The 14,017-nt window shown below is 43.2% G+C and carries 13 protein-coding genes; 8 read left to right on the top strand and 5 right to left on the bottom strand.

What is annotated here, in order from left to right:
* The first annotated feature begins 210 nt into the window (after nucleotides 1–210).
* Complete coding sequence (locus ECHVI_RS17335; RefSeq protein WP_015267323.1) at nucleotides 211–1,170, top strand: aldo/keto reductase; 960 nt, start codon at nucleotides 211–213, stop codon at nucleotides 1,168–1,170.
* Nucleotides 1,171–1,332: 162 nt separating this feature from the next.
* Here the strand turns inward: ECHVI_RS17335 and ECHVI_RS17330 are convergent, their stop codons facing one another.
* The gene (locus ECHVI_RS17330; protein ID WP_015267322.1) at nucleotides 1,333–1,749 is read right to left on the bottom strand and encodes an OsmC family protein; all 417 of its coding nucleotides are present in this window, start codon (nucleotides 1,747–1,749) and stop codon (nucleotides 1,333–1,335) included.
* Nucleotides 1,750–1,916: 167 nt separating this feature from the next.
* On the opposite strand from ECHVI_RS17330, the gene ECHVI_RS17325 reads away from it, so the two are divergent.
* From ECHVI_RS17325 to ECHVI_RS17305, 5 genes are all read left to right on the top strand, one after another.
* Nucleotides 1,917–2,312, top strand: a complete 396-nt coding sequence (locus ECHVI_RS17325; protein ID WP_015267321.1) for a group III truncated hemoglobin — start codon at nucleotides 1,917–1,919, stop codon at nucleotides 2,310–2,312.
* Nucleotides 2,313–2,467: 155 nt separating this feature from the next.
* The gene (locus ECHVI_RS17320) at nucleotides 2,468–3,145 is read left to right on the top strand and encodes a response regulator transcription factor (RefSeq protein ID WP_041738819.1); all 678 of its coding nucleotides are present in this window, start codon (nucleotides 2,468–2,470) and stop codon (nucleotides 3,143–3,145) included.
* Nucleotides 3,146–3,265: 120 nt separating this feature from the next.
* Nucleotides 3,266–4,537: a sensor histidine kinase gene (locus ECHVI_RS17315; RefSeq protein ID WP_015267319.1), complete on the top strand. Its 1,272-nt coding sequence runs from the start codon at nucleotides 3,266–3,268 to the stop codon at nucleotides 4,535–4,537.
* A gap of 247 nt (nucleotides 4,538–4,784) precedes the next feature.
* Complete coding sequence (locus tag ECHVI_RS17310; protein WP_015267318.1) at nucleotides 4,785–5,231, top strand: PepSY-like domain-containing protein; 447 nt, start codon at nucleotides 4,785–4,787, stop codon at nucleotides 5,229–5,231.
* Between the two features lie 9 nt (nucleotides 5,232–5,240).
* Complete coding sequence (locus ECHVI_RS17305; protein WP_015267317.1) at nucleotides 5,241–6,425, top strand: porin; 1,185 nt, start codon at nucleotides 5,241–5,243, stop codon at nucleotides 6,423–6,425.
* Nucleotides 6,426–6,639: 214 nt separating this feature from the next.
* Here the strand turns inward: ECHVI_RS17305 and ECHVI_RS17300 are convergent, their stop codons facing one another.
* A complete protein-coding gene (locus ECHVI_RS17300; protein ID WP_015267316.1) occupies nucleotides 6,640–8,097 on the bottom strand; it encodes an SLC13 family permease in 1,458 nt (485 codons plus the stop codon).
* Nucleotides 8,098–9,010: 913 nt separating this feature from the next.
* Nucleotides 9,011–9,268, bottom strand: a complete 258-nt coding sequence (locus tag ECHVI_RS17295) for a hypothetical protein (protein ID WP_015267315.1) — start codon at nucleotides 9,266–9,268, stop codon at nucleotides 9,011–9,013.
* Nucleotides 9,269–9,580: 312 nt separating this feature from the next.
* Between ECHVI_RS17295 and ECHVI_RS23055 the strand changes: the two genes are divergently transcribed.
* Nucleotides 9,581–10,825 carry a phytanoyl-CoA dioxygenase family protein gene (locus tag ECHVI_RS23055; protein ID WP_015267314.1) on the top strand — a complete coding sequence of 415 codons (1,245 nt, stop codon included), beginning with the start codon at nucleotides 9,581–9,583 and terminating at the stop codon, nucleotides 10,823–10,825.
* Between the two features lie 177 nt (nucleotides 10,826–11,002).
* On the opposite strand, the gene ECHVI_RS17280 is transcribed toward ECHVI_RS23055, so the two are convergent.
* Entirely contained in the window at nucleotides 11,003–11,602 is a 600-nt protein-coding gene (locus ECHVI_RS17280) for a tetratricopeptide repeat protein (protein WP_015267313.1), read from the bottom strand.
* A gap of 87 nt (nucleotides 11,603–11,689) precedes the next feature.
* On the bottom strand, nucleotides 11,690–12,505 hold the full coding sequence (locus ECHVI_RS17275; RefSeq protein WP_015267312.1) for a 2,3,4,5-tetrahydropyridine-2,6-dicarboxylate N-succinyltransferase: 816 nt from the start codon (nucleotides 12,503–12,505) through the stop codon (nucleotides 11,690–11,692).
* 46 nt (nucleotides 12,506–12,551) lie between these two features.
* Between ECHVI_RS17275 and ECHVI_RS17270 the strand changes: the two genes are divergently transcribed.
* The gene (locus tag ECHVI_RS17270; protein ID WP_015267311.1) at nucleotides 12,552–13,670 is read left to right on the top strand and encodes a glycosyltransferase; all 1,119 of its coding nucleotides are present in this window, start codon (nucleotides 12,552–12,554) and stop codon (nucleotides 13,668–13,670) included.
* The last annotated feature ends 347 nt before the right edge of the window (nucleotides 13,671–14,017 follow it).

The following is a 14,017-nucleotide window of genomic DNA, read 5'->3' as shown; positions in this document are numbered from 1 at the left end:
TCGGTAATATGGCAGTGATTTTGCTCCATTATGCATAAATCGGTTAACCCCACATTTCAAGGAGGAAATGTGGGGCTTAAATGACAAAGGTTTCCTTAATGGGAGTAGACCCAGGGAACTTTTGTTTTACTATTGACCTTTGAAAGGGTATCTTTAGTGTACCAAATCACAGTACCTACTATCAACGATCATTTTAAAACCAAAAATCACATGAAATCACTGACTTTTAGTAATGGGGACACCATGCCTATAATAGGCTTGGGTACTTGGCAGTCCAAACCAGGAGAAGTGTACAATGCCGTTTTAAAAGCCATAGAAATCGGCTATCGTCATTTCGACTGCGCTTATATTTACAAAAACGAAAAAGAAATCGGGGACGCCTTTGCCAAAGCTTTTGCTGATGGGACCATTAAACGTGAAGACATTTGGGTGACATCCAAGCTATGGAACGATAGCCACAAACCGGAACACGTACTTCCTGCCTTGGAAAGCACGTTAAAGGACCTTCAGCTGGATTACTTGGACCTTTATTTGGTTCACTGGCCATTGGCCTTAAAGCACGGAGTGGATTTCCCCGAAGAGAACGGAGACTTTGAGCATTTGGATAACATTCCACTGTCTACCACATGGGCCGCTATGGAAGGGCTGCTGGAAACCGGGAAGGTAAAGCATATTGGCGTTTCCAACTTTAAGATTGAAAAGCTGAAAGAAATTCTGGCTTCAGCCAAGAGCAAACCTGAGGTCAACCAAGTGGAGATGCACCCATTTCTTCCCCAGCAAGGATTGGTAGATTATTGTAAGAAAGAGGGGATTCACCTGACGGCCTACGCACCGCTTGGAGCTGCTTACCGGACCCAAGGCCAAGACGGGGTAGACCTGCCGATTCTGTTGGAAAACGACCAGGTGAAAAACATCGCCAATAAGCTAAACGCCACCACTGCCCAAGTGGTACTCGCTTGGAATATACAACGGGATATCGCCGTGATTCCCAAGTCGGTAACCCCTTCAAGGATTGAGGAAAACTTTAAGTCAAATTTACTGACCCTGAGTCAGGAAGAAATGGATCAGCTCAATCAACTGGAAGGACCGTATCGTTTTACGGACGGCAAGCTATGGACAACACACAACAGTCCATATGAACTATCAGATTTCTGGGAGGAATACTCCTGATTTTCTACAGAAGAAAGTTTTCTGACAGTAGCAGATAAAATTAAAAAACTCACGGATTGTACCTCTAGTACAATCCGTGAGTTTTTGTTTTATGGTCCAGCATCAATAAAATTTAAGCGGTAGATTGCTGGACAATTTGGAATCTCAAATGGGCCCCAGGGTTTATCCCAATTTGGCATCCATGGTAATTTCGGTATTGAAAAGCGCGGAAACCGGACAGTTTTCTTTGGCATCCTTGGCCGCTTTTTGGAAATCGTCCGAGCTGATATCAGGCACTTTAGCATTAAGCTCCAAGTGGATATTCGAGATCTTGCCGTCTTCCATGGTGACTTTAGCTGAGGTATCGATGTTTTCAGCCGTATACCCCATTTCGTTGAGCACAAAACTCAGTTTCATCGAAAAACAGCCTGCATGGGCAGCTCCCAATAGTTCTTCAGGGTTAGTACCTTTACCATCTTCAAAACGTGACTTGAAGGAATAAGGGGTCTTGTCCAAAACCGTGGTTTCGGTGCTGACCGTACCTTTACCTTCTTTTCCACTGCCTTTCCAATTGGCTGATGCATTTCTTGAAAATTTCATGTTATTAGTGATTTTTTGGTTAAAAACTATATTTAATATGGAAGCAATCTTCTTACCAAGATACTTAAAACTAAGCACGAATAATCAACCACACCCAAATTAAATCAACCGAATCAATAAATGATCTGGTATTTTCCACCTTTCCTGCATTACTGTAACTTTGTGGTATGGCAAAGCAGGATATTAGTAACCGGGAAGATGTAGAAAAACTCGTACATACCTTTTATGGACAAGTGAGACAGCATCCCCATTTAGGACCTATATTTAACGGAATTGTGACCAACTGGCCTGAGCATTTGGAAAGGCTGTCTGATTTTTGGGAGATGATATTGCTTCAATCAGGCCCAGGTAAGCAAAAATTCAATCCACTGAAAGCACACAAAGAGGTGGATCAGAAAACAGGACAGGGGCTTACCCAAGTGCATTTTGGTAATTGGCTGGAATTGTGGTTTACCACCTTGGATATGCTGTTTGAAGGAAAAGTAGCTGACCACGCAAAAGAACATGCTAGAAACATGGCCAGTATTCTGTTTTTGAGGATTTATGAAGCGCGGGATCGGTAGTCAATTTTGAGGTTAATCATTTTCTACTACCAGTAGATGCTATGCCAAACCTAGCAATGGGCCAAAAGACTTTAGCGTTACGTTAATCTATAAATTATGGTTCGTTGTTAACATTATTCCCATATCTTTCCAGAATTAAACCAGACTTTTACAATGTGAAAATCTTAGTAATAGAAGACGAAAAGGACCTTTTAAAAGCGATTAAAAATTCGCTTGAAAAGGAACATTATGTCGTGGAAACAGCGGAGGAATATTATGAGGCACTGGATAAGCTTTTTGTTTATGACTATGACTGCATATTATTGGACATTATGCTACCAAACGGAAGTGGTCTGGAAATAATGGAAGAGCTTAAGAGCGCAGGGAAGAGAGAAAATGTCATCATTGTTTCCGCAAAGGATTCCCTTGATGACAAACTGAAGGGCTTGGATCTAGGAGCTGATGACTACCTTACCAAGCCATTCCACCTGGCAGAGCTGAATGCCCGCGTCAAGGCCGTATTGCGCAGAAAGCAGTTGGATGGAAAAAACACCATCGAAATTGGCAATGCGGTGCTGGATTTGGACAACCGAGAGTTGCGGATTGGCGGAGATATGGTGGTACTAAACAGGAAGGAATTTGATATCCTAAATTACTTCATGCTCAATAAAAACCGACTTGTAAGCAAAATGGCCCTTGCTGAACATGTCTGGGGAGATCATACCGACCAGGCGGATAATTTTGATTTCATCTATTACCAGATCAAAAACCTCCGGAAAAGACTGCAAGAGGCTCAGGCCAATTTTGAAATCCAAGCGGTGTATGGAATAGGCTATAAGCTTGGTGAACCATAAAGGATGCTTTGCCCAAAACAATTCTAGAACCAACATTACCAGATACCCACTAACCAAACGTCATTGAATCTGGCTTAAACTTGAAATAAAAGCCATAGAATCCCGGTAAAAGAGCAGTTAATGAAATTACTGAACCAGTCGCTCACCTATCTTTCCATTTCCATTTTGCTGATTGTCAGCGTGTGGTCGGTGTTTTTTTATGTCAATATGCTGGATGAGATCTATGACAGCATTGATGATGGATTGGCCAACTATAAGCTACTGATTATCAATAAGGCCGTGGAAGACAGTACTATATTTTCAAAACATGAATTTGGCGAAAGTAATTATGCCATACGTCCCATTGAAAAAAGCGAAGCCCTACAGGTAAAAGACAGCTATAAAGATACGCTGATGTACATGCTTGATGAAGACGACAAGGAGCCGGTAAGGATGTTGACAACGGCCTTTGAGCATGAGGGGCAATATTATAAGTTAGAGGTGATTTCTTCCATGGTCGAAGAAGATGACCTTATCGAGGACATGTTTTGGGCGATTTTTTGGCTTTACCTATTGCTGATCATTAGTGTTTTGGTCGTCAATAATATCGTCCTTAAGAAAGTATGGAGACCATTTTACGATTTTTTGGAACAAATCAAGAACTTTCGAGTCAATAAGGATTCGCCACTTCCGACGATGAGAACCCGGACCAAGGAATTTATTGAACTAAAGCATTCTTGCGACCAACTGATCAACCATACCTTGAATGCTTATGCCAACCAAAAGCAATTCACCGAAAATGCCGCGCACGAGCTGCAAACACCCCTTGCCATTATCACCAGTAAGCTTGAATTGCTGTTGGAAAAAAACAGTATGAAAAACGTGGATGCGGCAATTGCTGCTGATGTACTTCAAATCACGTCAAGACTGACGCAGTTAAACAAATCACTTTTACTGCTGAGCAAGATCGAAAATAAGCAATTCTTTGACAACCAAGCGATTTCCTTTAACAAGCTGGTCGAGCAAACCATTGTGGACTTTGAGGATTTTGCTTCATTTAAAGAGGTGCAGGTCAAAATGGAAGTAAGTCAAGAAGTAACCGCCACTATGGACAGGATGCTCGCCAATACCTTGATTAATAACCTGATCAAAAATGCCATCATCCATAACCAAGCAGGAGGAGAGGTCATTATTCAGCTACAGCAGGGGAAATTAATCATCCAGAACACTGCCACCAGTGGATCACTGGATGCCAAATGCCTTTTTAAACGCTTCTATAAAAATGGCCAGAGTCAGCAAAATACGGGATTGGGGCTATCCATCGTAGAAGCCATTTGCCAACTTTATAGTTTTGGTATAAACTACCAGTATATTGAAGGGAAGCATAGCTTTTGTGTTGAACTTGAGGTGTAGGAACAGGGCAAACGCGTTTAGTAGTTGGAAGGGGAACAATTTTCGTGTGGGCATAGCTATCATCCGTGCCGCTGACAATCCTTCGGGAGATTGAGGAGGGCTTAAGCTTCTGCGGATGAATCCTCAGGCTACAAAATTTATCTTGCCGCTGGCATTTTGCCCCGATTTTTCTATTCTGTCCAGCGATTCCCAATTCTTTCCATATTCTAATAGTTGATTTGTGGTATAAACAAACAAGATTATACCCATGAAAAAGCACATCTTATTATTCATCGTAGCTGGAGCATTTACCGCTACCGTAGCCAATGCTCAGGACATTGCCCAAAGACAAGTCCCTTCTGTAATCCTAAACAAATTCCACAATGATTTCCCTCATGCCAAGGACATGGAATGGGAAATGAAAGGCACACAATACCAAGTGGAATTTGAAACAGGCTGGTGGACAGAGCATGAGATTTGGTATTCTGCTGAAGGAGAACAAGTGAAGCATGTAGAAGAAATCCCTACCAAAGATCTTCCCAATGCCGTTCAAACCACTGTTTCCAAGGAATTTGAAGGGTATGCTATCGATGATGCCAAAAGGATTACTGAAAATAACAAAAGCAATTACCTGCTAGATTTGGACGGCCGGAGATATGACTGGGAAGTACTGATCGACCCAAGTGGCAAAGTAGTCAGTCAAAGAGTCGATTAAGCAACGCATATGAAACGACTACTTTTTCTGCTGGGAATGTGCTTAACGCTTAGCGCATCCCTAATGGCACAGAAAACTGAGGATGGTCATCAAAAGTGGTATGAAAATATTCACATTGGTGGCTATCTCCAAGTACGGTACAACAAGCTTTATGAGAGCAATTCTGATTTAAATTGCGAACAATGTGATGAAAATTGGGGTGCTGAGGGTGGGGGACTTTCGATTCGAAGGATGCGGTTCAAAATTTATGGCCAAATCAGCCCTCGTGTTTTTTTATATTTCCAACCGGATTTCTCAAAATCTGTCGGTGATAACATCCATGTAGCCCGCATTAAAGATGCGTACATGGATATCGGATTGGATCCGGAAAATGAATACCGACTGCGCATTGGGCAAAGCAAAGTGCCTTTTGGTTATGAAAACATGCAATCTAGCAGTGATCGGCTCCCATTGGACAGAAATGATGCCTTGAACAGTGGCGTTAAGGATGAACGGGACTTGGGGATATATTTTTATTGGGCGCCAAAGGAGATCAGACAACTCATGAAAGCCCTAAAGCCTTATAAGCATTCAGGTGATTTTGGCGTTTTGGCTTTTGGCATCTATAATGGGCAAACGGCCAACTATCCGGATGAGAACAATTCTTTCCATGTGGTATCTCGGTTTTCTTATCCTATCCAACTGGGCTCAGGGCAAATCATAGAACCAGGCATCCAAGCGTATTCGGGCAAGTATGTCATTCCTGAGGTAAGTGATGGCGTAATTACCAAAACCAATCATGAATACATCGATCAGCGAATAGGAGCTTCTTTTGTACTTTATCCAAGGCCATTTGGTATCCAAGCAGAGTACAACCTGGGAAGAGGCCCCGAATATGACCGTTCCTCCCAAACCATAAAAGTAAAAAAACTCCATGGCGGCTACATCACAGCGTCTTATTTTATGGCAGTTGGAAGACAGCAATTGATCCCATTTGTACGTTTTCAGCATTATGATGGGGGCAAAAAACACGAATTGGATGCCAGAAGTTATGTCGTTAATGAGACAGAAATGGGCATCGAATACCACCCTTTTGAGCATTTTGAATTGGTAACGGTGTACACGATGGCGGATCGACAGTATGAAGACCATGAACTATCACATAACCACCAGACAGGTAACTTGATAAGGATTCAGGCCCAAGTGAAGTTTTAGAAAAGGGGTAAATAAAATAAAGATTGGAGCTAGGAGCAAGTGGAGAGAAAGGAGTCTTGAGAAAGCCAGTCGCAAGATATTAACGAGAATGGTGGTACCGAGGGCTGTGCCCCGGTACAACTAAAATTGAGCCTCTGATACAATTACAATACAATAAATTTAAACAATTGAAATACAGTACTTTAAAAATCTTACCTTATAGTAAAACTTAACCCTAGAAAGGATACACCTTCAGGTCAATTCCCCACAGAAACGGCATGATGTAGTAAACAAATAAAGTAATGAAAAAGATAGAAAGAATATTCATCCATAGTCCCGCTTTGGCCATGGCAGGAATGGTCAAGTACCCAGATCCAAAGACCACAGCATTTGGAGGGGTCGCCACAGGGAGCATGAAGGCACAGCTCGCGGCCATGGTGGCTGCGACCATCAGCCCGTAAGGATGAACGCCTAGGGCCAACGCCACGGCTCCTAAAATGGGAAGTAACATGGAGGCTGTGGCTACATTGGAGGTGATTTCTGTAAGAAAGTTTACCGAGGCGACAATAATCAGAATAAACAACAGAAAGTGAACACCTTGTAAAGCCTCAAAATGGCTGCCCAACCAAGCGGCTAGACCTGTTTCCTTAAAACCTGCAGCTAATGCCAGTCCACCTCCAAATAACAAAAGGATTCCCCAAGGGATGTCCTCAGCAGTCTTCCAGTCCAGTAAACGTTTTTTACCACGGGAAGAAGGCAACATAAACAATAGTAAAACACCTACCAAAGCAATAATGGTGTCATTTAAAAAGGGGAGGAGGTCCTGCAAAAATACCCGGGTGATCCAAGAAAAACTTACCAATAGAAATACCAACAATACGCGAATTTCAGGTTTCGAAATCGGGCCAATAGCTGCCAGCTGCCGCTGAATTTCCACTTTGCCACCTGCCAGCGACATGTTCTTTGGAAAGGGATAGGCCACACTTACCAGGTACCACCAACAAATGCCCAAAAGTCCCAAGGATATGGGCAGGCCCACTAACATCCATTCGGCAAATCCAATTTCAATGCCATAGAGTTCTTTAACGATTCCCACCAAAACGATATTGGTAGGAGTGCCAATGATCGTGGCCAATCCACCGATGGAGGCACTATAGGCGATTCCAAGCATCAACGCTTGACCAATCCTGGTAGCGGAGATTTCATCAGATCCGTCTGCAAGCTGGTGAATCACCGCAACGGCAATGGGCAGCATCATCAAACTGGTAGCGGTATTGGATATCCACATGGATAGGAGCGCGGTAGCGAGCATAAATCCCAGCACAATAAACCGCATATCGGTACCTATCAGGCTGATGATAGACAACGCAATGCGTTTGTGCAGGTTCCATTTTTCGATCGTCACTGCGATCATAAAACCTCCCATATACAGCAGCACTTTAGGGTCAGCATACGGTGCTGCACTTTCATCCATGGACAAGGCACCTGTAAGGGGCAGGATCACCAAAGGCAATAAGGCAGTCGCAGCAATTGGAATGGCCTCCAATATCCACCAAATGGCCATCCAGACGGCCAAGGCCAGTACCGCTTGTGCCTCATACGTCAACCCATCAGGGTTAAAAAAAAGGACTATCAATAAAAAAGCTACCGGACCCAGCACTAATCCGGAACGTTTCCACAGCAAATTGTTCATAAAGTAAGCAGTGATGATGTTGGCCAATGCACATGTCGGGCAGCGGATTGGCTAAAGATACTATTATTCAATAATAAGAAATCTTCTGGAGCTTTTAGGGTTATTGGATAAAATTGTAAACCATCGAATGATGTAGCTGCCCAAAGGATCCCGTATGGTAAGCCTAGTTTTTACAAAAGGGTAAAGCTCTAATGAATTTTATGGAAGTTTAAATGCACCAAAAGCTCCCGACAGAGGTGAGGGTTTCAGCAGGATCAAATGACCGATATGTGGAAGGGTCTTTTCTTTATTTAACATAATGTAAATTATATAACATAACTAGCATTTTACGGCCAGGCCGCCAGGCATGGTTAATATAAGATCAGTTATCGCAACTTCAGTTCGATAACGGTACTGATCTTATGTTAAAGTAACTGGCCTGATGCCCAATCCAATACGCCATTCTCAGCGATTAGGATTTTGCTTGTGATACACTTGCAGGCCCATGCTTTGCTAGGCTCACATTACAAGCCATCAAGTAGCACGTCATTGCGAGGAAGCTTTCAGCCAGGCTGATTGGTGACATGGCAATCTCCTTGCTACTGGCAGTGTAGCTCACTGGTAAGTCCTTTTTTATCTGTGTTCGCTGTTTCGCTCAAGCCGCTGGGCTCATACTTTTTCATTGATAAAAAGTATGCAAAAATCTAGACAGAATATAGCTTCCACGCTCTAGGCCAACGCATGGCCTGCTATTCTGTCAGGCCAGCCCGCTTAGGTGGAGAATAACAATTCTGCTTTTAAGGACAAAAAAGGCCAACTCTAAACTATTAATCCCGCCCTCGACCCAAAGCTATATTCACATAACGCATGCCATTATATAACAATTAGCAATAGTCTATTTAACATAAAAAATATTACGCGTCTCTGCGCTGGATTAAGGCAATGTCACCCTAGACTCCGAGTACAAGTTAAACACGGCCACTAGGCCTTCTTGGCCGGTATTGGTTGGGTAACGTTCAAACTCGCTCAATGCATCACGGTCTTGTACGTAAGCCGGTTGATAAACCTCCTCCATAACGTTCCAAATGATTACCATGTATTGATAAGGGATTTTCATGGCTCGGCCTTCTTCAAGCCAAGATTCAAAAAGTGCTTCATCCAATGCCTGTGGATAATCGGAACTGTCAAACATATCAAGTATTAATGCGTGTGAATTATACCGGAAAGTTACGCAAGCCAAGGAACAGCGCAAACATTATCCACATCAATTCTTTCGTTATAAAAGTAATTTCACTTAAGTAATCTCCTGAGTTCGATGCGACATCCTACGAATCCTTCTGGTAACTATCTCCTGTCAAGGTGTTTAAGATAAAAGCTTGGAGCTAGTTATGAACGATGATGTTTTTTTTAATTCCATTATAAATATTATGAATGACATTTTTATTAACGTAAAAACCTTGCGTTAACACATAAATATTCTTTTTTTTATAAAAAACACCATAATATGGCTACTAACACACACGCATTGATCCGTTATAAAACCATCGATAGCTGTCTTAGGAATCGGGATCGTCGCTGGACGCTGAAGGACCTTATTGACGCTTGTTCGGAGGAATTGTACCGATATGAAGGTGTGGATAAAGGGGTCAGTAAAAGAACCGTGCAGATGGATATTCAGCATATGCGGGATGATGTTTCCGGGTACAATGCCCCTATCGTGGTGGCCGAGAAGAAGTACTATAGCTATGAAGATCCGGATTATTCCATTATAAACATGCCAGTTACTGACCAGGATTCAGGTAAGCTGACCGAGGTTTTAGAGGTATTGAATCAATTTAAGGATTTTACTTATTTTAAACAGGTAAATGGAATTGTCCAGCAACTGGAAGAAGCAATTGATGCCCTGAATAATGGTCAAAAGTCCTCTCCAGAGTCAACAGAAGCCGAAAATCACCCAGCCGAAATTTCCCCGATAGCCCAGCCAGACGAGTCGACTGCCCCTAGTATAGACCAGCAGCGATTGAAGGCATTGGATTTGAAATTGTACAAAAGAGGTTCGTATATTTTTCCCTGCATCTATTCCCCAAAATCGCTGCAGAAGATAAAAGCACTTGTCCACAATTACCTAACAGAACAAGCGTATACCGACACTACCCTTCTGCATGCTCTTTTAGAAAAAATCCCTGCTTTACAGCCCTTGATTTTCAATAAGCATCTCGTGGCCATTCTCAATACCATCGATATCGACTTATTTTTGACCAAATCGGCCTTCCTGCATGTCATGGACACTGGAAAAGCTGCAGTGGATGCTTGGCATCAGGACACGACCATTAATGTAAAAAATCAGGTCAATGCTACAGGATTTGAGGCTTGGGAGCATTCCAACGGCCATTTTAAAGTCACCCCACCGGAACGAATACTGCAAAACGCCCTGATCGTAAGGATTCACCTGGAAGAAACCTTTGAAGAAAATGGTGCCTTGCAGGTAATACCCGGATCGCATAAACGAAAGTGGAAGGAGCATGAGCTCACATTGATCCCTATCAACAGGACGCCAGTGGTAGCTGAAGTAGCGGCCGGTGGAATCCACCTTATGAAGCCCTTAGTGGTGCACACTGAACCCACAGCACCACAGCAAAACCGCGGCCCCGTTATCCAATTGGAGTTCAGTTCCGTTGGTCTTCCGGATGGGCTCCTCTGGGCCGAAAGGCATGAAATCGGTATTGACCTTGAGCCCGCTAGTGATTAACATCAAAGTGGCAGCTTGCCGTCACCTTTTTGGTTTGGATCCAAAAAAGAGGCCATCCCATCATTTAATCATCCGTCATCACGATTGGAGCACATTGATCTCGATGTGCTACCATTGCATGACGAAGGCTTATGAGACAGCCTATTTCGATGATTGGCCTATTTCGTACGTTCGCTATTATTGACAGTACTTTTCTACGGCGGCTTCAGCGGCAGCATATCCTAAGCTGGCCGATTTCTTGAAATCGGTACACGCACTGCGTTGTTTTTTGGTGGCATACTTGAGTACTCCACGGTAATAATAGGCTTGCCCGAATTCTTTGTCCTGATCGATGGCTGCGGTATACTCCTTCATCGCTTCTTCGGTATTGCCCAATTGATGCAAGGCCCGTGCCTTCATAAAATAAGCCATGGCCGGTGCTCCGGGCACTGCAGTGGCATACTCTGCATACAGCAGGGAGCGCTCATGATTTCCTTCCTTCTGGTAAAGGTTGGACAATGCCAGCAGGAGTTTTAAGTTTTTATCATCCTGCTTAAAACCTGCTTCAAAATCCTTTTTGGCTTTAGCCAGGTCACCGACTTCCTCATATGCCCTGCCGCGGCTGTATAAGGCTTCCACGTCCTTTGGCTTGGTCTTCAAGCGATCGGAATACACTTCAATGGCCTCCTGATATTGGCCTTGCTTGAACAACGTATCCCCTTTGGAATCTCCTTTTTCGCTACACCCCGAAAAAAGGGCTGCACACAAGCACAGCCCCAAAATTGAATGCTTAATCATATTTACTTTTTTATATTTCTAGTCTCCATCATGATAACTGCAGAACGCTCGATTTACATACTCGATCATATGGATCCTGGAAATGGTCTAGACCGCTACGTTATTATCTCGCAAGGCCTCGTTCAGGGAGGTTTTGCGGTCGGTAGACGCTTTTCGCTGACCAATGATCAAAGCACATGGCACCTGATATTCTCCAGCAGCAAATTTCTTGGTAATGGATCCAGGAATGACCACAGATCTCGGCGGTACATATCCTCTGTATTCTTTTGGCTCATCACCGGTCACATCGATGATTTTAGAACTTGCCGTCAAGGTAACACCTGCACCGATCACCGCTTCTTTTCCTACACGAACACCTTCTACAATAATGGCTCTGGATCCCACAAAGGCTCCATCTTCAATGATCACCGGTGCCGCCTGTACTGGTTCTAACACACCACCGATTCCTACGCCACCGCTTAGGTGTACATCTTTGCCGATCTGGGCACAAGAGCCTACCGTAGCCCATGTATCAACCATCGTGCCACTGTCTACATACGCACCGATGTTTACATAAGATGGCATCATCACTACTCCTTTTGCAAGAAATGCACCATAACGGGCCACTGCATGGGGAACTACCCGCACACCTTGCTTGGCATAATCCGTTTTTAGGCCCATTTTGTCGTGAAATTCAAATGGGCCTACCTCAATGGTTCGCATTTTTTGGATGGGGAAATAAAGGATAACTGCTTTCTTTACCCAATCATTTACCTGCCATTCACCATCTTCCAATGGCTCCGCCACGCGGATATTGCCTTTATCCAAGTCTTCAATGACTGTTTTGACGGCGATTTCAACATCCTTTTCCTTTAACAATTCCCGGTTTTCCCAGGCGTTTTCGATGATAGTCTTTAATTCCATAAATATGTATTAGATTAGTGCTCATCCAAGCACATCAAAGTTTTACATGAAAAAAACCAAAATTGTCATCGCTTCTGTACTCAAGCCTCTTACTGACAGTAGGGCTTTTTACAAGCTGGCAATTTCACTTCGTGAAACAAATAAATACCACATTAACATCATAGGATTTTTGGAAAAAAATCCGCCAAATTCAGAAAATATTGAATTTACTTCAATCTATCGAAAAAGCCGACTGCACCCTGCTCGCGTACTTGTTCCATTTAATTTTTTCTCTAAACTCCTGCGCATTCGTCCGCAATTGGTGATCGTAACCACTTACGAACTATTGGTGCCGGCCATTCTCCTTAAGCCATTTCTGCGGTTTAAGGTCATCTATGATCTACAGGAAAACTACGCCAAAAACATTATCCACAATCAGACCATGCCGTCACTTTTTCGTAAAACAGCGGCAGCCTATGTTCGGTTTGTGGAAAATAGCTGTCATCCGTCCATCGATCATTATTTCATGGCTGAAAGGTCCTATCCGCAGGAATTTCCCCATATCACCAATTACACGATCTTAGAAAACAAGTATAGCGGAGAAGTCCACAGCACCACTCCCTTTTCGTTGTCCAATGACCGTCTCAGGTTGACCATGACAGGGACCCTTACCGAAGTGTATGGCATCGAAGATGGGATCCATTGGTTTAAAGTTATCCACAAGCATTTTCCAAGCTTCCGGTTACACCTAATTGGGCACTTTCCTATTGCTGATTTTAGGAAGAGGATTGAAGCATTAGGGAAAGACTGTCCAGGCATTAAATTGGAGCTACACGACCGGCCCGTGGCCCAATCCACCATTTATGAGGCATTGGCAGCTACTGACATCCTGCTCCTGCCGTATAGACAACTTCCGAGTATTATGCATAAGTTTCCCACAAAAATATACGAAGCGCTGGCCAAGGGTATTCCTGTGATCACCACCGAAAACCCGCAATGGAAGGCCATGTTAGCATCTTATCCCGCAGGCATTACTCTCGACTTTACACAGCCGGAAAACTCCTTGACAACCCTTCGGGACTTTTTGACATGGGGTTTGTTCAGGAATTCTGTAGGTCCTGAAATCAGGTGGGAAAGCGAGCAACCCAAACTGCTAAACATAGTGGAAAAGCTCATGGGTACTTGAAGCCAACCATACCCCTAAACTTTTCTTACGAATACCCTCCCATCAACCCAACAGGTGCGCCTTGATTATTCAAAACATCGATGGCCATTTCTCCTATTTTTATTTCTAATCAGCATTATAGCCTTTGTCCTGTGGTAAGGATATGGAGCGAATAACCCGAAAACTTATCCACATTTTTGGAATGTGTAAACTGAAGCCGTCTTTTTGGAAACCCTGTACAGATGCCCTAACGCGTAAAACAAGCCTATGTGGATAAGGTTTTAAATAATTATTAATCAATAAATTACACTTATTTTTAGATGTAATCAAATATATTTTTTAGACTATACTAAAACCATAATCACATA

This window comes from Echinicola vietnamensis DSM 17526, from assembly GCF_000325705.1.
Taxonomy (GTDB): domain Bacteria; phylum Bacteroidota; class Bacteroidia; order Cytophagales; family Cyclobacteriaceae; genus Echinicola; species Echinicola vietnamensis.
This window is presented reverse-complemented; position numbering and strand designations above follow the sequence as displayed.

Coding starts and splice junctions, on each gene's coding strand:
- ECHVI_RS17335 (WP_015267323.1), top strand. CDS start 211: ATGAAATCACTGACTTTTAGTAATGGGGACACCATGCCTATAATAGGC.
- ECHVI_RS17330 (WP_015267322.1), bottom strand. CDS start 1,749: ATGAAATTTTCAAGAAATGCATCAGCCAATTGGAAAGGCAGTGGAAAA.
- ECHVI_RS17325 (WP_015267321.1), top strand. CDS start 1,917: ATGGCAAAGCAGGATATTAGTAACCGGGAAGATGTAGAAAAACTCGTA.
- ECHVI_RS17315 (WP_015267319.1), top strand. CDS start 3,266: ATGAAATTACTGAACCAGTCGCTCACCTATCTTTCCATTTCCATTTTG.
- ECHVI_RS17310 (WP_015267318.1), top strand. CDS start 4,785: ATGAAAAAGCACATCTTATTATTCATCGTAGCTGGAGCATTTACCGCT.
- ECHVI_RS17305 (WP_015267317.1), top strand. CDS start 5,241: ATGAAACGACTACTTTTTCTGCTGGGAATGTGCTTAACGCTTAGCGCA.
- ECHVI_RS17300 (WP_015267316.1), bottom strand. CDS start 8,097: ATGAACAATTTGCTGTGGAAACGTTCCGGATTAGTGCTGGGTCCGGTA.
- ECHVI_RS17295 (WP_015267315.1), bottom strand. CDS start 9,268: ATGTTTGACAGTTCCGATTATCCACAGGCATTGGATGAAGCACTTTTT.
- ECHVI_RS23055 (WP_015267314.1), top strand. CDS start 9,581: ATGGCTACTAACACACACGCATTGATCCGTTATAAAACCATCGATAGC.
- ECHVI_RS17280 (WP_015267313.1), bottom strand. CDS start 11,602: ATGATTAAGCATTCAATTTTGGGGCTGTGCTTGTGTGCAGCCCTTTTT.
- ECHVI_RS17275 (WP_015267312.1), bottom strand. CDS start 12,505: ATGGAATTAAAGACTATCATCGAAAACGCCTGGGAAAACCGGGAATTG.
- ECHVI_RS17270 (WP_015267311.1), top strand. CDS start 12,552: ATGAAAAAAACCAAAATTGTCATCGCTTCTGTACTCAAGCCTCTTACT.